A 19,419-nucleotide genomic window follows, 5' to 3' on the forward strand; every position below is an offset into this window, starting at 1 on the left:
AAAAAAGAGAGAAGGAAATAGTATGTCAAATATTGGTATTTTAACGAACCCATTATTGAATAAAGGAACCGTATTTAAACAAGAAGAACGTGATGCATTAGGGCTGAACGGTTTGATTCCGCCCGTCGTTCAAACGATTGACGAACAGGAGCGGCAAGTTTACAGCCAATATCAAAAAAAGGGAACTCGTCTTGAGCAAAGAATCTTTTTAATGGATATTTACAAAACAAACCGGACGCTTTTTTACTATACGATGGAAAAGCACCTTGTCGAATTTATGCCGGTCGTCTATGATCCTGTCGTAGCTGAGGCGATTGAGGAATACAGCGATCGTTTTGTTTCCCCGGATGCCGTCTATTTGTCAATCCATGATCAGGACAATATGAAAGCGGCGCTTGAAAGCTTTGCCGGCGGACGGGATATTCGGTTAATCGTTGTGACAGACAGCGAAGGGATTTTAGGGATGGGCGACTGCGGCATCAACGGAGTTGAAATCGCAACCGGGAAATTAGCCGTCTACACGGCGGCTGCGGGCATTAATCCGAACCAGGTTCTCCCCGTAGTCCTTGATGTCGGGACGAATAACAAAGAGCTGTTGGACAATCCTCATTACCTGGGAAATAAACACGAACGGGTGAGAGGCGAGGCTTATGACCAATTTATCGACAAATTTGTGAAAGAAGTCACAAATTCATTCCCGAAAGCATTGCTTCACTGGGAAGATTTCGGCCGTGCGAACGCAGCCAAGATTCTCGAAACATATCAATCAGACATCTGCACGATCAACGACGATATTCAGGGAACGGGGATCGTCATTTTAGCGGTTCTCTTAGGTTCGATGAAAGTGTCAAACATCCCGTTAAATAAACAAAAGGTGCTGATTTTCGGGGCAGGGACGGCTGGTGTCGGAATCGCCAATCAAATTCTGGAAGAGATGCTGCGGACGGAGGACATCACTGTAGAAGAAGCGAAAAAACGGTTTTATTTAGTCGATAAACAAGGATTATTGACGGATGACATGCCGGATCTCACGAACGGCCAACAAAAATTCGCACGTCCTCATGGCGAAATGAACGGCAAGCAGTATAAAGATTTACAAGACATTATCGCCTTCGTGAAACCGACTGTTTTGGTCGGGACATCAACTACGCCGGGGGCATTTACTGAAGGTGCGATCAAAGAAATGGCGAAACACGTCGAGCGTCCGGCGATCTTCCCGATCTCAAATCTGACGAAGCTGATCGAGGCACAAGCAGCCGACGTTATCAAATGGACGGACGGCAAAGCCCTGGTATGTACTGGAATTCCGTCTGATGATGTCGAATACAATGGCGTCACCTATCAGATCGGGCAAGGCAACAATGCGCTGATGTATCCTGGACTTGGCCTCGGAATCATCGCCGCCGAAGCGAAAATCGTCACGCAAAACATGCTGTCAGCCGCGGCGCGGGCCGTCGGCGATTTGGTCAATCCGCAAGTTGAAGGAGCGGCCATTTTGCCTCCGGTCGCCGAGATGAGAAAAGTCTCAAAAATCGTCGCTGAAGCCGTTGTGAATCAGGCGGTTGAAGACGGAGTCAATCAAAAAGAAATCACACATGCCGAAGAAGAAGTCAGCCGTTTAATATGGGAGCCGGGATATTAACAAAACTGTCACTTGTAAGCATTCCGGAAGAGAGGCTATCATTTACAAATGATAGCCTTTTAACAAAGGAGACACCTGTGATATGAACTTAAAAGATTTAGAGTATTTTCAGACGCTTTGCTATACGAGAAGTTTTACAAAGACCGCAGAAGCCCTCTATGTGTCACAGCCATCCGTGACCTTTGCGATTCACCGCCTCGAAGATGAGCTCGGCGTGAAGCTGTTCGAGATCAATAAGTCGCACCGCTCCGTCGAATTGACGATTGCCGGCCAATTTTTGCAGAAAAAAGCCGGGCATATTTTAACAGAAGTCGAAAACACCGTCAGGGAAATCAGAGAGTTTAACCACCCGACGATACGCCTCGGGCTGCCGCCGATCATCGGAGGCTACTACGCCGCTGATATCATGAAGCAGATCGATGATAAAGGGCTTTTGCCTTTCATTAATTTGGTAATGCACCTCCAGGCAGCATAGATTCAGCGGCCGCAGCAACATTAACTTTCAGGAAGTAGAGCATGAAAAGATGCTCTTGCTCGGCCAATCGTTCGTACACCGCACGGCCTTTCAGTACTTTTCAAAAAAATACCGGATCAAGCCGAAGGTCGTTTATCAAACGGATAAAATCCAGACGCTGAAAGCTTTGATCGCCGTCGACTGCGGGATCAGCCTGTTAAGCAGAATGGTCGTTTCAGACGCGGAAGACATCGCGATGGTTCCTCTTGATGAAGAGGTCATCCCTTATTTTTACGTATCGATTTGCTTTAATAAAAACCATACGCTGAGCGAAGAAGAAAAATCAATTATCGAACTGTTTCAAGCCCACGAAAAAGAGGCGTGCGAAGCGCACAAGGATTTTACCGAAATCGCCCGGTAAAATCTTTTTTATGTCAAAAAAACGGCGGGTACCTGAATTTCCTTGAAAGTCAGCCGATACATATGATGTAGTCTAACTTTTCCCAAAACTGTTTGATAGGAGATGGCCTAACAATGTTTCAAATTACCGATCTCAACCGCCAATACATCGGAGGGGAGTGGAGAGACGGCCAAAGCGAGAGCGTCTTGGCAGATCTGAACCCCTATACACAAAAAACGATCGCCTCTTTTCACAAAGCGACGCCGGATGACATCGATCAGGCCTATAAGGCGGCAGTGAAAGCGAAAAAAGAATGGGACCGCGTCGGCCCATATGAGAAACGGGCGATTTTGGAAAAAGCGGCCGCCTATATTGAGGAACATAAAGAAGCGATTGTGTTTCTCATTATGGAAGAGCTGGGCGGGACAAGGCTGAAAGCGGCTTTTGAAATCGATCTTGTCATCAATATGATCAAAGAAGCGGCCGGTTTTCCGCTCAAGATGGAAGGAAGAATTCTGCCTTCCCCTGTCGATGGAAAAGAAAATCGCCTGTACCGGATTCCGGCTGGCGTCGTCGGGGTGATCAGCCCTTTCAATTTTCCGTTCTTTTTATCTGTCAAATCGGTTGCTCCGGCGCTAGGCGCGGGAAACGGCGTAGTGCTGAAGCCGCATGAGGAAACGCCGATCTGCGGCGGAACCTTGATTGCAAAAATATTTGAAGAAGCAGGGCTTCCGAAGGGGCTTTTAAACGTTGTTGTTACGGACATCGAAGAGATCGGAGACAGCTTTGTTGAACACCCGATCCCAAGGATCATCTCGTTTACGGGTTCGACAAAGGTGGGAAGCTACATCGGCCAGCTTGCGGTCAAGCACTTTAAAAAACCGCTGCTTGAGCTTGGCGGCAACAGCGCGCTGATCGTTCTGGAGGATGCCGATTTGGAATATGCGGTCAATGCCGCGGCATTCAGCCGCTTCACCCATCAGGGGCAAATCTGCATGTCGGCCAACCGGATTCTCGTTCAAAAAGAGGTGTATCCGGCCTTTTTGAAATTATTTTATCAAAAGGTGTCAGCTCTTAAGACGGGAGATCCGATGGACCCGGATACGATTATCGGCCCTGTCATTAATGAACGCCAGGCGGAAAGTCTGCGCAAGGCCGTAGAAAAAGGAATCGAAGAAGGCGCGGTTGCGCTGATCAAAGGCGAAATTAAAGGCAATCTCGTCGAACCGACGATTTTAACAGATGTAAAGCCGGGCATGGCGATTGCGCGGGAAGAGCTGTTCGGGCCGGTCGTCTGTGTCATGCCGTTTCAAACGGAAGAGGAAGCCATCAGAATTGCGAATGACACACCGTTCGGGTTAAGCGGAGCCGTTCATACGGGGAATGTGGAACGCGGCGTGGAGCTCGCCAAACAGATCGAAACGGGAATGATCCATGTCAATGACACCACGATCAACGACGAGCCGCACATCGCTTTCGGCGGAGAAAAACAGTCAGGCCTCGGAAGGCTGAACGGAGAATGGAGCCTTGATGAGTTTACGACATTGAAGTGGATCTCTGTCCAGCATCAAAAAAGGGTTTTTCCATATTAAAAGGAGGTTTACAACATGAACGAAGCAGTACAGACAGAAATCCATCCTCTTTTGGACGCATTTGTAAAGGTCGCCCCTTTCCTGAATGCGCTCATTCAGGATGATGTGACAATCGGGATTTATGATACGGAAAAACTGATCATCAACATTCCCGGGAAAACTTTTTCCCTGAATGTGAAGCCCGGTGATCCCTTGCAGGAAGGGGACATTATTACAGACGCGATCCGTCAGAATCAAATGAAATCGAGCCTTGTGCCGAAGGAGCTGTTCGGTTTTCCGCTTATGGCAAGGGCGATTCCGCTCCATGACGAAAGAGGCCGGGTCATCGGCGGCGTCGGACTCGGCACGAGCCTTGAAAAATCGGATCAGCTTCACCGCGTTGCCGAAAACCTGTCGGTCATTGTTGAGCAGACCGCTACAGCCATTCAGGACATCGCCGAATCTGTCAGCGGATTTTCCGAGCAAATGTCCGACATCTCCAAGCAGGCAAAGCAAGTCAGCGAAAGCGCCGGAGAAATCGAGAAAATTTCCGTCACCGTAAAAGGCATATCAGACCAAAGCAATCTCCTCGGGCTGAACGCGGCGATCGAGGCTGCAAGAGCGGGCGAATCGGGCAAAGGATTCTCGGTTGTGGCCGACGAAATCAGAAAGCTTGCAACGCATTCGAAAGAAAACGTCGGACAGATCGACGAAATCACGAAAAAGATTCATGCATTATTGAAAGGGCTCGAACAGTCGATCGAAGTCATCAACGAGCATACAAGCGGACAGGCTGCCGGTGTTGAACAAATTTCGGCAACCATGCAGGAAATCAGCAGCAACGCGCAAAACCTCGCAAAGATGGCGGAATATCATGTGGGAGACTAAAAAATAGATTGAACAGCGGAAGCTGCCGGATGAGCCGGCGGCTTTTTTAGCGGGTGGCTGGAGGATGCATGATGTTACTTCTATGAAGCACAATGTGACGTGTTTTGGTACCTGCTGAGCAAACTTGTATGCCCGTCAGGACAGTTTCTCTCAACAAGCGAATAGGAAGCGATGACATAAACCTCAAATGATAGCTTTATACTATAATTTGAAAATAATGCCTATAAGAGAATAGATAATGACAGATGAAAAAAGAATTGTCATATGAAACAAAGAGTAAATAAACATATATGTTGCCCATTTTTCCGGATCCATTCTTTTGTAACCGTATACACTAAGACCAAACCATATCAAACTTAAAAGAAGGGCAACGAGCATAAGTCCAAGGCTTAAAGAATAAAAAAGGACACTTGTTCCAATGAGGATGATTAAATAAATATTGGTTTGTATATATGTTCTTTTAACTCCTTTGACAACTGGGAGCATTGGGACTTTCGCAGCCTTATACTCATCATTCTTTCGAATAGCTATAGCATAAAAATGAGGCATTTGCCATATAACAGAGATAACAAAAAGACCGAGAATAGCAGGATGCGTAACATCCGGATAAATAGCTGCCCATCCAATGAGAGGCGGCATAGCTCCAGCGATGCTTCCAACCTCTGTATTGTAAACTGTTCTTCTTTTACTCCACATGGTATACGGGACAATATAAAAAAACAATCCTAGAAATCCTAGGAGTGCTGCCAGAGAAGTTGTCAACGCAAGAATGGCGATTCCGAAAAGCGCCATAAAGGTACCAAGCCATAAAACTGTTTTAGTCTTAATTTCTCCTGTTACAGTCGGTCTGTTTTTGGTTCTCTCCATGATGGAATCTATATCTCGGTCAAATAAGTTATTAAAAGCTCCTGCCGCCCCCATTACCAAAATTGAACCAACCAAAGCGAAAATTATTTCTGGCAATTTTTCAAAAAGGCTGATTTTATAAGTATATAAAGCTAATGTTAATCCGGCAAACATCGGAATAAGGTTAGATTTAATAATTCCTGTTTTAATGGTTTGTGCCAATTTTGTTGAGGCAGTCTCTTTATCCGTTATTATTTTGTTTTCAATTTGCATTTGTTCTTCTCCTTTATTTGATTATCTTAAAATCCGGCTAGAGAAGTGTTGTGATGAATGGGATAAATTTAGATACCAATTAGTATTTAGATACTAATTGGTATGTTAATTCTTTATGGTATGATTGTCAAGAGAAGGAGGAAGAAGAATGCTTAGGAGAAGGTTAAACCAAAAAGAGCGGAAAGAGGAAACGAGGCAAATGCTTTTACATTCGGCTGTTGAGATCTTTTCAGAGCTTGGCTTTCATGGAGCTTCCGTTGAAAAAATTGCTGAACATGCCGGATTTAGTAAGGGTGCAGTTTATTCTAATTTTAAATCCAAGGAAGAACTCTTTCTTGCATTATTGGAACAGCAAATGAATTTACATGTGAATAACATCGATAAAATAATAGACCAGCAGGATTCACTTGCACATTTTATTGAAGCAATGAATGAGCATTTTATTTCAGTGACGAATGAAAATCAAAAGTGGATTATTTTAAATACGGAGTTTCTTCTTCATGCAATGCGTAATGAGCCGGTTCGCTCTAAATGGTCTTGCATGATTATGGAGTCCGTGGATCAGATCTCTAAGTCTGTTGCAAAATTAATGTCGAAAGAGAATCATAATAGTGCTCTATCTCCGGAAGAAATCGCATGGACCATTTTTTCATTAGAAAATGGTCTTGCTATATTTAATTTTATTAATGAAGAAAAGGTCCCGGCTAATTTATATGGAAAAGCACTAAAAGATATGCTCCTAACCCCTGAAAATCCTACTGACGGCCATAGAAATGATTCAGTTTAAATTTACTGCAAAAGGCCGAGGCTGTTTAAAGGAAGGAGCCCGCCCACAAGATCGGCGGCTTATTTATTTTCTGGAGCACAATCATTAAAATTTTATTTTAAATTCTCAAAAGGAATTTCCCTTCCAAAATCGAAAGTGGTATAGGAAATCGCTTTCACAAGGGGGAAGGGTATGAAGGTATACACGAAAACAAAGCTGACCGGATTATGGTTGGGGCCGATCGGTTTTTTGCTGATTTTCGGCCTGATTCCCGAGGCGGAGCTGGCCCATGCGCCGCGGGTGGTCCTGGCTGTGACGGCTTGGACGGCCGTCTGGTGGATCACGGAGGCCGTGCCGATTCCGGCGGCGTCTTTATTGCCTGTCATTCTGCTGCCGACGTTAGGCGGTTTAGATATTGACACGGCGGCTAAAGCATACGGCGATCCGATCGTTTTCATGTATATGGGCGGATTTATCATTGCGATCGCCATTGAGAAGTGGAATCTTCATCAGCGGATGGCTTTGCATATTTTGAAGCGGATCGGTGCGGAAAGCTACCGGATTGTGCTGGGCGTGATGGTGGCGACGGCGTTTTTGTCGATGTGGATTTCAAATGCCGCGACCGCTTTGATGATGCTTCCTGTTGCGCTGGCCGTCATTAAAGAAGTGCGGGAAAAAGGGATTTTAAAAGGGGATTCGCTTCAGAAGTTCAGCAAGAGCATTCTGTTGTCCGTAGCGTATGCCGCATCAATCGGCGGTCTTGCCACATTGATCGGATCTGTCCCGAATGCGGTGTTTGCGGCAATGTCCAAACAGATGCTGAATCGGGAGATTATGTTTTTTGAATGGTTCTTATTCGGTTTTCCGGTTACCGTTCTTTTTTTAGTTATTTTATATTTTTATTTGACGAAGGTGCAGTTTAAAGTCGGCCGCTTTGAAGGGGAAAAGCCTGATTTCATCGATCATGACCTGCATGCGCTCGGACCGATGACGCGGGAGGAGAAGACGGTGTTCGCCGTGTTTTTGATGACGGCTCTGTTATGGATGTTTAAATTCGTGCTTCCGTTTGACATATCCGATACATCGATTGCGATCCTCGGGGCGCTTCTGCTTTTTTTAATCCCGAGCACAAAGGACGAACGGATTTTGGAATGGAAGGATATGCAGTCGCTGCCTTGGGGGATGCTCCTTTTGTTCGGAGGCGGGTTGTCGCTGGCTGCCGGTTTTTCCGAGACGGATGTAACGGGATGGATCGCCGGAAAGCTGAAGCTTTTGGAAGGGCATCCTTATTTATTCGTTTTAATCGTGTTAACGGGAGCGATTTTATTCATGACGGAGATTATGTCGAATACGGCTGTCGCCAATATGGTGATTCCGATGACGGTGGGACTCGGCGCTGCGATTCATGTTGAGCCGTACGGGCTGATGGCGGCGGCCGCGCTCGCATCCTCGTGCGCATTTATGCTGCCGATTTCGACTCCGCCGAATGCTGCCGTTTTCAGCGCAAATGTGCTGAGTATGAAGGATATGATCAAAGCGGGGTTTTGGCTGAATGTCGCGGGCATTTTGATCATCGTTACAGGCGTATATTTTCTGCTCCCCGCCGTTTTGCAGTAAAATGCCCATAAACCTCTCACTAGTTTTCTTTCATTAACTGATTTAAAATATAGCTATGACATTAGGTGAGGATTGGTAGACACATGAGCATTTTAAAAGCGGAAGGTTTATATAAAACGTACGGAGATAAAACACTGTTTGACCATATATCGTTTCATATCGAAGAAAACGAGCGGATCGGCTTGATCGGACCGAACGGAACAGGGAAAAGCACACTGCTCAAGGTGATTGCCGGCGATGAATCGACGGAAAAAGGAGAGATTACGAGAGCCGGCAGCCTCCATACCGAGTATTTGCATCAAGATCCGGACTTGGACGGCAGCCATACGGTGCTTGAACATATTTATTCGGGCGATTCCGTGATGATGCGGACGATGAGGGCGTATGAAAAAGCGCTGCAGGAGCTGAACGCCTCTCCCGAAGACCCGAAGAAACAGGAAAACCTGCTGGCCGCTCAAGGGAAAATGGATGAGCACGGCGCCTGGGACGCGAACACGGCGGCGAAAACGATCCTGACGAAGCTCGGCGTTACGGACGTGACGAAAGAAGTCAGAGCCCTTTCCGGAGGCCAAAAAAAGCGGGTGGCGATCGCCAAAACGTTGATACAGCCTGCAGATCTTCTCATTTTGGATGAGCCGACAAACCATCTCGACAATGAAACGATCGAATGGCTTGAAGGTTATTTGAGCGGCTATCCAGGCTCGGTCGTCCTCGTAACCCATGACCGCTACTTCCTTAACCGGGTGACGAACCGGATCTACGAACTTGATCGAGGCAGCCTTTATACGTATAAAGGAAACTACGAAGTGTTTTTAGAGAAGCGGGCTGAACGGGAGGCGCTCGCCGAACAAAACGAGACGAAGCGGCAAAACCTGCTCAGAAGGGAGCTCGCCTGGCTGAGGAGGGGGGCAAAGGCCCGTTCGACAAAGCAGAAAGCGAGAATTCAGCGCGTCGAGGAACTGAAGGAGCAGGAAGCGCCTGAAGCCGCTTCATCCCTTGATTTTGCGATCGGCTCCCACCGTCTCGGGAAACAGGTGATCGAAGCTGAAGGAGTGGAGATCAGCCGCGGCGGAAGAAAGCTTGTCACCGCATTTCAAGAGCTCATCGCCCCCGGCGACCGCGTCGGCATCATCGGGCCGAACGGCATCGGCAAGACGACGCTGTTAAACGCCCTGGCCGGACGCCTCGAGCCTGAAGCGGGCTCCATCACGATCGGCCAAACCGTCAGAATCGGCTATTATACGCAGGATCACAGCGAGATGGACGATTCGCTGCAAGTGATCGAATATATTAAAGAGACGGCCGAGGTCGTCAAAACGGCCGACGGTGAGGTGATCACCGCCGAACAGATGCTGGAAAGGTTCCTCTTTCCGCGACGTGTGCAGCGCACCTACATCCGCAAGCTGTCAGGCGGCGAGAAGCGGCGCCTCTATCTGCTGAAAGTGCTGATGGAGGAGCCGAATGTCCTGTTTCTCGATGAGCCGACAAATGATCTGGATACTGAGACGCTCGGCGTGCTCGAAGACTATTTGGATCAGTTCCCGGGCGTCGTCATTACGGTATCCCATGACCGCTATTTCCTTGACCGGGTCGTCGACCGTCTGCTCGTGTTTGAAGGAAACGGCATCATTTCGCGCTTTCAGGGATCGTACAGCGATTATATGGACAAGCAGAAGGAACAAAGCCGCCAGAAACCGGCTGCTGAAGAAAGCGCGCCTGCAAAACCTGAGAAAAAGAAAAGGAAAAAGCTATCTTATAAAGATCAGCTCGAATGGGAAGGCATTGAAGATAAAATCGCGCTTTTGGAAGAAAAGCATAAACAATTGGACGAGGAAATCGCCGCAGCGGGCAGCGATTTTGCAAAAATCCAGACCTTGATGGAAGACCAAAAGAAAACGGCTGAAGAGCTTGAGGCGGCAATGGAGCGCTGGACCGAGCTTTCGCTGATGATCGAGGAGCTTGAACAATCATAACTGCCGGGAGAACCCCGGCAGTTTTTTCATGCTACAACGGTTCAGATGCGTTCAAAACGGCTTGAAGCAACCCGGGGAAGCGGCTGTTTAAGTCTTCTTCGCGAATCGAAATAAAACGCTGTGTCCCGTCTATTCTTGTATGAATCACTCCCGATTCCCTGAGCACTTTAAAATGGTGGGAAAGGGTTGATTTAGGGATGGGAATATTGACTGCGCTGCACGACTGTTCTCCGGCTTCAGCGAGATTTTTAATGATTTGCAGCCTGTATTGATCACTTAGTGCGTAAAGGACAGCGGATAATGTGATGTCATCCCGGTTTGGGTGGTAAAGCGTCCTCAATGTGATTCACCTGCCTTACATATACTTATGATTTGAATTGTAGCATAAGTGGTGCTATTATTCTATTGTTCGAATATATTCGAACAATAGAATAAACCGAAAGGGTGACAATATTTGAAAAAGGTGCTTCCGCTTTTCTTTTGGATCATGTTTATGATTGGGACAGATACGTTTTTAGCGTCTCCCTTATTGCCGACTTTAAGGGAGCTGTACAACGTCCCTGTAGAAATGTCCGGCTGGATCGTGAGTGCATATGCGCTCGGCTACGCTTTATTCGCTTTAATCGCCGGTCCGGTGTCTGACGGGCTGAATCGAAAAACGGTGATGACCTGGGGGATGGCCGCCTTCGGTGCGAGCACCTTGTTATGCGGTTTTGCCCCGAATTTCTGGACGATGATTTTGCTGCGGTTTGCAGCCGGATTGAGCGCTGCGTTTGTGACGCCGCAAGTGTGGGCTTCGATTCCAACGCTTGTTCCGAAAGAGCGGATGGTAAAAAGCATGGGGATCGCTGCTGCCGGTTTATCTTTTTCGCAGATGCTCGGCTTGCCGCTCGGCGGTTATTTGGCATCCATTCATTGGTCTGCTCCGTTTTTGATCCTTGTAGCATGCTCGTTTATCTTCGCAGGGCTCATTCATTTCGTTTTGCCCGATTTAAAGCCGCATCAGCAGGCAGCAGAAAAGGTTCCGCTTGCGGCCCGCTACAGGACGCTGTTGTCTGAAGCGAAGGTGTTGAAAACATTTTTCGCTTATTTTATCTTTCAAATGGGAAATTTTGCCGCTTTTTCTTTTCTGGGCACATGGCTGGCGGATGATTTTCGGTTCAATGTCGGTCAAGTGGGAACGGCAATGCTCATTTTAGGATTGGGGAACGTATTTGGAAGCACATTGGGCGTTCATTTGGTCGCAAAGCTGGGCAGGGCTTTTTCTTTGTATGCCGGGATTGCGATTTTGACCGTACTGTATGTCGTTCTTGCGCAAACGAAGCAGTTTTCATTTGCCGAGATTAACTTTTTTATTATGTTCTTTATTACGGGGATCGTATTTACATTGATGATGAGCCTTTTACAAAGCTTGTCGCCTCATTCGAGAGGGACGATCGCTTCATTGGCGAATTCCTGTATGTACATAGGGCAAACGGCGGGAGCATCGGCTGCCGGACTGTTATATTCCCGATTCGGCGGATTTTTTGCGGTTGCCATGTTCACAGCGGTATTATACATTCTCTCAATCTTATTGTTTAAAAACAGCAAAATACTGAAACAGACTTTGTAATCATCCGAGAGGCTGCCGTTTGTGACGGCAGCCTCTCAATTTATATTTTCGAGTACGACAGCCGCGCGGCGGCATCGTGCAGGTGAATCGATTCCTCATTGCGGCTTTCGATTTCAAAAGCGGAGATCCAGTCCATTTCGTATAAGTCAGCAGCTGTTAAGCGGATGACGTCTTCTACAAATCTCGGATTCTCGTAAGCCTGTTCTGTTACTTTCTTTTCGTCGGGTCTTTTTAAGACGGGGTAAAGCTTCGCGCTTGCATTGGTTTCGGCTGCGGCGAGAAGCTCCGTTTTGAAATCTTCCGGCATGGCGGCCCTGTCATTGATGTGCGCTGTGATCTTGATGACGCCGCGCTGATTGTGGGCGCCGTACTCGCTGATTTCTTTTGAGCAGGGGCAAAGTGTCGCAGCTTTGGCCGTGATGCCAACTGTCCCAGTCCAGCCCTCTTTTTCATGATACGAAACATTCATATGTATATCGGCGTGCATCAGCCCGGGAACTTTGAGTTCTGGGCTGAGCCGCTCAAAATACCATGGAAATGAGAGAGACACTGCTGCCCCTTGCTGCTCCATGTTGACCGCCAGTTCCTTCGTAAAGTCTTTCAGTGAATCAAGCCCGACGATCCAGTTTTCTGCATGGTATCGCTGTAATTGTTCAGTCAGCCGGCTCATGTTGATGCCTTTCCTGCTGCGCGCAAGATGAGTCGTTAACGAAAATGAACCGATCGTCGTCTGGGAAAACGGCTTGACTGCCGATGTGATGCGGATCGGGTGGGAAATGTTTGTAACGCCGACCTGATCAATGTCAAATAAATAATCGTTCGGCGTATTTTGTATATCTTTCATTTGTTCTTTAACGGTTGGCTTCGTTCCTTTTACCGCCTCGACAGATCCGAAGAGGCGGTGACGTTCCGGTTTTGCCGGTAATTGAAGGGGATGTTCCATTGAAAAAGCTCCTTTCATTGAAATAAATCGTAATAATTCCTATTTATTTTGAAGGAACGCTGTGATAAAATCAAGTAGTCTGATTAATAAAACGTAATAATTACGATTTGAAAAGGAGAATCAGCATGAACAATAAAATTCCTGTAACGGTTTTAAGCGGATACCTCGGGGCGGGCAAAACGACTTTGCTGAATTACATACTGCAAAACCGCCGGGGCCTGAAGGTTGCCGTCATCGTCAATGACATGAGTGAAGTGAACATCGACGCCGGACTGGTCAAGCAGGGCGGAGGCCTTTCAAGGACGGATGAAAAGCTGGTCGAAATGTCGAACGGCTGCATCTGCTGCACGCTGAGAGAAGATTTGTTGGTGGAGGTCGAAAAGCTCGCTAAACAGGGGAATATCGATTATATCGTGATCGAGTCGACCGGAATCAGCGAGCCGATTCCGGTCGCGCAAACCTTTTCCTACATCGATGAAGAACTGGGCATCGATTTAACCCGGTTTTGCCGGTTGGATACGATGGTCACGGTTGTCGACGCCAATCGTTTTTGGCACGACTTTCAGTCAGGGGACAGCCTGCTGGACAGGAAAGAAGCCGTCGGCGAAGAGGATGAGCGTGATATTGCCGATCTCCTCATTGACCAGATCGAATTTTGCGATGTACTGATTTTGAATAAATGCGATCTTGTTTCTCAAGAAGAGCTGGCAAAGCTGGAGAAAGTGCTGAGAACGTTGCAGCCTGGTGCGAAAATCATCCGGGCGGTCAAGGGGGAAGTGGATCCGGGAGAGATTTTGAATACACGATTGTTTGATTTTGAGAAGGCAAGCAGTTCGGCGGGGTGGTTAAGGGAATTAAATCAGGGGCATGAGCAGCATACGCCTGAGACTGAGGAATACGGGATTTCTTCCTTCGTGTATGAAGCGCGCCGTCCTTTTCACACAGAGCGGTTTTATAACTGGATCCAAACGCTTTCGGAAAACGTTGTCAGAGCGAAAGGAATTGCCTGGTGCGCGACGAGGAACGACCTTGCCCTATTAATGTCTCAGGCCGGTCCGTCCGCCAGTCTTGAGCCGGTCTCGTACTGGGTGGCAGCATTGCCGAAGCAGGAGCGGGAACGAATCTTAAAGGAAGAGCCAGAGGTTTTACAAGATTGGGATGCCGAATTCGGCGACCGCCACACAAAGCTCGTCTTTATCGGAATCGACCTTTCGCCTGAAGAGATTTCAGCCGAAGCGGACCGATGCCTGCTGACAGATTCCGAGATGGCGGATGATTGGTCATTACTGCCTGATCCGTTTGATTGGGTGATTCAAAAAGCATAAACAAAGAAGCCAAAAGGCAAAAGAGGAACATCCCGTCCTCTTTTGCCTTTTTTTCTGCTTGCATTGACATATGAGGAAAGGAATACTAATATTCTATCTATAATGTTAACTTAAATTCGAATAAAGTTAACATATAAGGGGTGAAAGAATGCAAGGGGAAACGTATTACAGCGTGAGAATGAGGGCTTCCCAAAACGGCTCCCATGAAGTAGGGGGCAAGCACATATCAGGAGGAGAGAGGCTCTCGACTTTCAGCGGTTTGAAGGATGCGGTCAATGCTTTATTGGATAAAGGCTTGTCTCATTCAAGAGGAAAACCGGACTTTATGCAAATTCAGTTTGAATGTGTTAACGAACCGATAAGAGCGATTCATCCTTTGAAAATTGAAACAAACGAAGCGAATTCAGCAGAAAACGGAAAAGCGCTTGCCGCGGAGCTTCTGCAGCAAGCAGGCATTCCGGTAAATGTCATTGAAAAAGCGTTTCAGCGCATCGACGAATTCTCAGAAGTAAGAGGCGCTGTATTGCTTGACGTCCGCTCCGGAAAGCGGGTTGACGAAAGAAAGGAAAAAGGCGTACGTGTTTCGCGGATGGATTGGCCTGACGCCGATTTTAGAGAATGGGCGGCCTGTTGCAGAGTCCCGCTGAATTCACGAATAAAAGAAGCGCTCGCACTGGCGACAAAGGTATGCGGGCACCCGGCCGTCATCGCCGAATTGTGCTGGTCGGATGACCCTGATTACATAGCCGGCTACGTCGCCGGCGAAAAGCTCGGCTACCAGCGGATTACAAAGATGAAAGAGTATGGAGACGAAAGCGGCTGCCGCGTTTTTTTCGTCGATGGATCGGCCGATTTGAACGATTGCATCAGCTATTTGGAAAAAAAGCCTTTGTTTATTCAAGCAGGAGGGGAAGCATGGAACTGTCATTAATCGAAAAAAGCAAAATGTATCTTTGGCTGCCTTTTACACAGATGAAAGACTATGATGAAAACCCGCTCATCATCGAAAGCGGAAACGGCATCATGCTAAAAGATATAAACGGCAAGGAATACTATGACGGATTTTCTTCAGTCTGGCTCAATGTACACGGACACCGCAAAAAGGAATTGGATGAGGCGGTTAAAAAACAGCTCGACAAAATCGCCCATTCTACATTGCTTGGGATGACGAATGTTCCGGCGACAGAGCTTGCCGAAACTTTAATCAAGATAAGCCCTGAAAAGCTTACTCGCGTTTTTTATTCCGACAGCGGCGCTGAAGCGATGGAAATCGCCTTGAAAATGGCGTTTCAATATTGGAAAAATATAGGAAAACCCGAAAAGCAAAAGTTCATCTCGATGCGAAACGGGTATCACGGAGATACGATCGGCGCCGTCAGCGTCGGTTCGATCGAGCTTTTTCATCATGTCTACGGACCGCTCATGTTTGAAAGCTTCAAGGCGCGGGTTCCTTATGTATACCGTTCCGAAAGCCCAGGCCCTGACGAGTGCCGCGATGAATGCCTGAACGAACTCAAAGAGCTGCTGAAAGAGCATCACGAGGAGATAGCGGCACTGTCGATCGAATCGATGGTTCAAGGAGCGTCTGGCATGATCGTGATGCCTGAAGGGTTTTTGGCCGGCGTTCGCGAGCTCTGCACGGCGTATGACGTGTTAATGATTGTCGATGAAGTGGCAACGGGGTTTGGCCGCACCGGAAAAATGTTTGCCTGTGAGCATGAAGGCGTTCAGCCTGACCTCATGGCAGCAGGGAAAGGGATTACCGGAGGCTACTTGCCGATAGCCGTTACATTCGCAACAGAAGAAATTTATAGAGCATTCTACGACGACTATGAAACGCTAAAAACGTTTTTCCACGGCCACTCCTATACGGGGAATCAGCTTGGCTGCGCGGTTGCGATCGAAAATTTGCGCTTGTTTGAATCTGAACAAATCGTTGAACAAGTCGCCGAAAAATCGGAAGCCCTTCGCGGATTCCTCCGTACCTTGGAGGCGCTCCCCCATGTCGGCGATATCCGGCAGCTCGGCTTTATGTGCGGGATAGAGCTTGTCCAGTCAAAGGAAACAAAGCGGCCTTACCCTCCCGAAAAGCGGGTCGGGTATCAGGTTTCGTTGAAAATGAGGGAGCTTGGCATGCTGACACGGCCGCTCGGGGATGTTGTCGCATTTCTGCCGCCGCTTGCGAGCACAACCGAGCAGCTTGAAGCGATGGTGTCCATCATGAAAGAAGCGATCGATGAGGTTACAAGCGGTGAACTTTGATGAGTGGTTAACCCGGCGGCTGGACAAAACAAAATCAGCAGGGCTTTACCGCACGCTGCGGCCGGAGGGTTGCGGCGAGAAGAATTGGGCATCCAATGATTACTTAGGTCTGGCCAATGACAGCCGGCTGATATCGGCCGCAAAGACGGCGCTTCATCAGGGAACAGGCAGCGGCGGATCGCGGTTAACGGCAGGCAACACGACTTGGCACGAAAAACTGGAGCGGAAAATTGCCGGCTTTAAACAGACGGAAGCGGCCCTCTTGTTTTCAAGCGGATATTTGGCGAACATCGGCGTGCTTTCTTCATTGCCTGAAAAAGGGGACGTCATATTGAGCGACCGGCACAACCATGCGAGCATCATCGACGGGTGCCGCCTCTCAAAAGCCGACACGGTCGTTTATCAGCACATCGATATAAGCGATCTTGAAAAAAAGCTGGCAGCGGCGCAGAGGTACAACAGGCGTTTTATCGTAACAGACGGCGTATTCAGCATGGACGGAACGATCGCGCCTCTCGACCGGATCATCCCGCTCGCAAAGCGCTATCAGGCTTTCGTTATTGTCGATGATGCACACGCAACGGGCGTGCTTGGGGAAAACGGAAGGGGAACGTGCGAATATTTCGGCGCGAGCCCTGATGTCGAGATCGGCACGCTAAGTAAAGCCGCCGGTGCAGAAGGCGGGTTTGCCGCTGGTTCGAACGTACTTGTTGATTTTTTGCTCAATCATGCCAGGACGTTTATCTTTCAGACAGCCGTCCCGCCGTCGAGCTGTGCAGCTGCGTATACGGCGTTGGAGCTCATCGAAGACAGCCGCGATAAACGGCGGAGGTTAAGGTCGTCTGCAAAAACAATAAGAACGGGTCTGGAGAATATGGGGTTTACGGTAAAAGGAGCGGATACGCCGATTATCCCCGTCATCATCGGAGATGCCCAAAAAGCCGTTTTATTTGCGAAACTCCTTGAGGAAAAGGGGATTTTTGCGCCGGCGATCCGCCCGCCGACGGTTCCGGAAGGCGAAAGCCGGATCAGGCTGACGGTCACTGCAAACCGCAGCCAAAGCGAAATAGCCGATTTGCTGAAATGGTTTTATTTTATCGGAAAAGGGATGAAAATCGTAAAATGAAGGGTTTTTTTGTAACGGGAACTGACACGGGTGTAGGGAAAACGATCATATCTTGCGGAATTGCCGCCGCATTAAAAAAGCAAAAGTTCGATGTCGGGGTGTTTAAGCCGTTTTTGAGCGGGATATCGCGCACCCATCCGGAAAGCGATACAGCCATGTTGAAGCGGGCGTCGCAAACATCTCTCACATACGAAGACATCACGCCTTTTGAATATAAAGAGCCGCTTGCTCCGTACGCCGCCGCAAAGCTGGAAGGAAAGACCGCCGGCATCGAAGAGCTCATCAATCATTGGAAAGCGATAAAAGATCATCACGACTATTTCATCGTCGAAGGAGCAGGCGGCATCGCGGTGCCGCTCGGAAAGGATTTTTTGGTCAGCGATGCGATCAAAGCGCTGAATCTGCCGGTTGTCATTGTGGCAAGGCCTGATCTTGGGACGATAAACCATACGTTCTTAACCGTTCAATATGCGAAAAGCACGGGGCTTCACGTAATCGGCATCGTCATCAACGGAATCAGCAGCCGACCGGGTCTTGATGAACAAACCAATCCGGAGATGATCGAAGCATTATGCGGCGTGCCGATTTTAGGCGTAACACCAAGGCTTGCAGATGCAGCGGCAGAGAACATTGAAAAAATGGCAGAGGGCCATATTGATATTCCTTTTATGATGAATCAAATACAAACGGGGGCGAAAAGATGAATCAGTGGATGGATCTTGCTGAAAGAGTGTTGGACGGAGAGGAATTGACAGACAATGAGGCACTTCAGATCTTGGAATGTCCTGATGAAGACATTCTGTTATTGATGCATGCCGCTTTTCACATTCGAAAACGTTATTACGGAAAAAAAGTGAAGCTCAATATGATCATGAATGCAAAATCCGGCCTTTGTCCGGAAAACTGCGGCTACTGTTCACAGTCTGCGATCTCAAAAGCGTCGATCGAGTCTTACCGGATGGTCGACAAAAGCACATTGCTTGAAGGCGCAAAGCGGGCTCACGATTTAAATATAGGAACGTACTGTATCGTCGCCAGCGGCAGAGGCCCGTCAAACCGGGAAATCGATCAAGTCGCTGCAGCCGTCAAAGACATTAAAGAAACATACGGTTTAAAAGTGTGCGCATGTCTTGGCATCTTAAAGCCGGAGCAGGCACAGCGCCTCAAAGAAGCCGGCGTTGACAGGTACAACCACAATATCAACACGTCGAAACGCAATCATTCAAACATCACGACCTCGCATACATACGATGATCGGGTCAGTACGGTAGAGACGGCCAAACAGTCGGGCATGTCTCCGTGTTCGGGTGTCATTGTCGGCATGAAGGAGACGAAGCAGGATGTGGTCGACATGGCGAAAAGCTTAAAAGCGCTCGATGCCGATTCGATCCCGGTCAATTTTTTGCACGCCATTGACGGTACCCCGCTGGAAGGTGTGAACGAACTTCATCCGCTTTATTGTTTGAAAGTTTTGGCATTGTTCCGTTTCATCAATCCGACAAAGGAAATCCGCATTTCCGGAGGCAGGGAAGTCAACCTCCGTTCGCTTCAGCCATTGGGGCTGTATGCCGCCAATTCGATTTTCGTCGGCGATTATTTAACGACGGCGGGTCAGGAGGAAACAGAAGATCAAAAGATGCTGAGGGATGCAGGATTTGAAATCGAATCGGTGGAAGAAATGAAAGCCGGTTTGCAGACGGCGTCAGGCAAGGAGGCATGAC

General features: G+C 48.1%; 18 protein-coding genes. 15 read left to right on the forward strand and 3 right to left on the reverse strand.

Translation table 11 applies throughout. The annotated features are described in order from the left end of the window. The first annotated feature begins 22 nt into the window (after positions 1–22). From maeA to NSQ39_RS23040, 5 genes are all read left to right on the forward strand, one after another. Positions 23–1,642, forward strand: coding sequence for an NAD-dependent malic enzyme (gene maeA, locus NSQ39_RS04315; RefSeq protein ID WP_175075891.1), 1,620 nt, complete (start codon positions 23–25; stop codon positions 1,640–1,642). Positions 1,643–1,724: 82 nt separating this feature from the next. After that, on the forward strand, positions 1,725–2,117 hold the full coding sequence (locus tag NSQ39_RS04320) for a LysR family transcriptional regulator (RefSeq protein WP_175075892.1): 393 nt from the start codon (positions 1,725–1,727) through the stop codon (positions 2,115–2,117). A 19-nt stretch (positions 2,118–2,136) separates the two neighbouring features. Beyond that, positions 2,137–2,517: a LysR substrate-binding domain-containing protein gene (locus NSQ39_RS04325; RefSeq protein WP_175075911.1), complete on the forward strand. Its 381-nt coding sequence runs from the start codon at positions 2,137–2,139 to the stop codon at positions 2,515–2,517. 113 nt (positions 2,518–2,630) lie between these two features. After that, positions 2,631–4,088, forward strand: a complete 1,458-nt coding sequence (locus NSQ39_RS04330) for an aldehyde dehydrogenase family protein (protein WP_046130404.1) — start codon at positions 2,631–2,633, stop codon at positions 4,086–4,088. Between the two features lie 465 nt (positions 4,089–4,553). Continuing rightward, positions 4,554–4,955 (forward strand): methyl-accepting chemotaxis protein, encoded by a 402-nt coding sequence (locus NSQ39_RS23040; protein ID WP_373688018.1) that lies wholly within the window; start codon positions 4,554–4,556, stop codon positions 4,953–4,955. Positions 4,956–5,156: 201 nt separating this feature from the next. Here the strand turns inward: NSQ39_RS23040 and cyoE are convergent, their stop codons facing one another. Next, the gene (cyoE, locus tag NSQ39_RS04340; RefSeq protein WP_175075894.1) at positions 5,157–6,074 is read right to left on the reverse strand and encodes a heme o synthase; all 918 of its coding nucleotides are present in this window, start codon (positions 6,072–6,074) and stop codon (positions 5,157–5,159) included. A gap of 148 nt (positions 6,075–6,222) precedes the next feature. On the opposite strand from cyoE, the gene NSQ39_RS04345 reads away from it, so the two are divergent. The 3 genes from NSQ39_RS04345 (at position 6,223) to NSQ39_RS04355 (ending at position 10,430) form a co-directional block, all read left to right on the forward strand. Beyond that, positions 6,223–6,861 (forward strand): TetR/AcrR family transcriptional regulator, encoded by a 639-nt coding sequence (locus tag NSQ39_RS04345; protein WP_046130401.1) that lies wholly within the window; start codon positions 6,223–6,225, stop codon positions 6,859–6,861. Between the two features lie 171 nt (positions 6,862–7,032). Beyond that, positions 7,033–8,457 carry an SLC13 family permease gene (locus tag NSQ39_RS04350; protein ID WP_175075895.1) on the forward strand — a complete coding sequence of 475 codons (1,425 nt, stop codon included), beginning with the start codon at positions 7,033–7,035 and terminating at the stop codon, positions 8,455–8,457. Between the two features lie 83 nt (positions 8,458–8,540). After that, on the forward strand, positions 8,541–10,430 hold the full coding sequence (locus NSQ39_RS04355) for an ABC-F family ATP-binding cassette domain-containing protein (RefSeq protein ID WP_046130399.1): 1,890 nt from the start codon (positions 8,541–8,543) through the stop codon (positions 10,428–10,430). A 31-nt stretch (positions 10,431–10,461) separates the two neighbouring features. On the opposite strand, the gene NSQ39_RS04360 is transcribed toward NSQ39_RS04355, so the two are convergent. Further along, a complete protein-coding gene (locus NSQ39_RS04360) occupies positions 10,462–10,770 on the reverse strand; it encodes an ArsR/SmtB family transcription factor (RefSeq protein ID WP_046130398.1) in 309 nt (102 codons plus the stop codon). Between the two features lie 114 nt (positions 10,771–10,884). On the opposite strand from NSQ39_RS04360, the gene NSQ39_RS04365 reads away from it, so the two are divergent. Then, on the forward strand, positions 10,885–12,042 hold the full coding sequence (locus tag NSQ39_RS04365) for an MFS transporter (RefSeq protein ID WP_046130397.1): 1,158 nt from the start codon (positions 10,885–10,887) through the stop codon (positions 12,040–12,042). A 40-nt stretch (positions 12,043–12,082) separates the two neighbouring features. Here NSQ39_RS04365 and folE2 read toward each other — a convergent pair whose 3' ends face one another. Beyond that, entirely contained in the window at positions 12,083–12,985 is a 903-nt protein-coding gene (gene folE2, locus NSQ39_RS04370; RefSeq protein ID WP_046130396.1) for a GTP cyclohydrolase FolE2, read from the reverse strand. A 125-nt stretch (positions 12,986–13,110) separates the two neighbouring features. Here folE2 and NSQ39_RS04375 point away from each other — a divergent pair, with 125 nt between their 5' ends. From NSQ39_RS04375 to bioB, 6 genes are all read left to right on the forward strand, one after another. Continuing rightward, the gene (locus NSQ39_RS04375) at positions 13,111–14,310 is read left to right on the forward strand and encodes a GTP-binding protein (protein WP_065894192.1); all 1,200 of its coding nucleotides are present in this window, start codon (positions 13,111–13,113) and stop codon (positions 14,308–14,310) included. A 148-nt stretch (positions 14,311–14,458) separates the two neighbouring features. Next, positions 14,459–15,241: a 6-carboxyhexanoate--CoA ligase gene (gene bioW / locus NSQ39_RS04380; RefSeq protein ID WP_046130394.1), complete on the forward strand. Its 783-nt coding sequence runs from the start codon at positions 14,459–14,461 to the stop codon at positions 15,239–15,241. Next, entirely contained in the window at positions 15,226–16,572 is a 1,347-nt protein-coding gene (gene bioA, locus NSQ39_RS04385) for an adenosylmethionine--8-amino-7-oxononanoate transaminase (RefSeq protein ID WP_046130393.1), read from the forward strand. Before bioW ends, bioA begins: the two co-directional genes overlap by 16 nt. Then, positions 16,562–17,698, forward strand: a complete 1,137-nt coding sequence (bioF, locus tag NSQ39_RS04390) for an 8-amino-7-oxononanoate synthase (RefSeq protein ID WP_099047021.1) — start codon at positions 16,562–16,564, stop codon at positions 17,696–17,698. The genes bioA and bioF overlap by 11 nt, the downstream gene beginning before the upstream one ends. Continuing rightward, positions 17,695–18,402, forward strand: coding sequence for a dethiobiotin synthase (bioD, locus tag NSQ39_RS04395; RefSeq protein WP_046130391.1), 708 nt, complete (start codon positions 17,695–17,697; stop codon positions 18,400–18,402). The genes bioF and bioD overlap by 4 nt, the downstream gene beginning before the upstream one ends. Then, positions 18,399–19,418 carry a biotin synthase BioB gene (gene bioB, locus NSQ39_RS04400; RefSeq protein ID WP_046130390.1) on the forward strand — a complete coding sequence of 340 codons (1,020 nt, stop codon included), beginning with the start codon at positions 18,399–18,401 and terminating at the stop codon, positions 19,416–19,418. The genes bioD and bioB overlap by 4 nt, the downstream gene beginning before the upstream one ends. Position 19,419 lies beyond the last annotated feature (1 nt).

Source organism: Bacillus sp. FSL W8-0848 (assembly GCF_038007805.1).
Taxonomy (GTDB): domain Bacteria; phylum Bacillota; class Bacilli; order Bacillales; family Bacillaceae; genus Bacillus; species Bacillus glycinifermentans.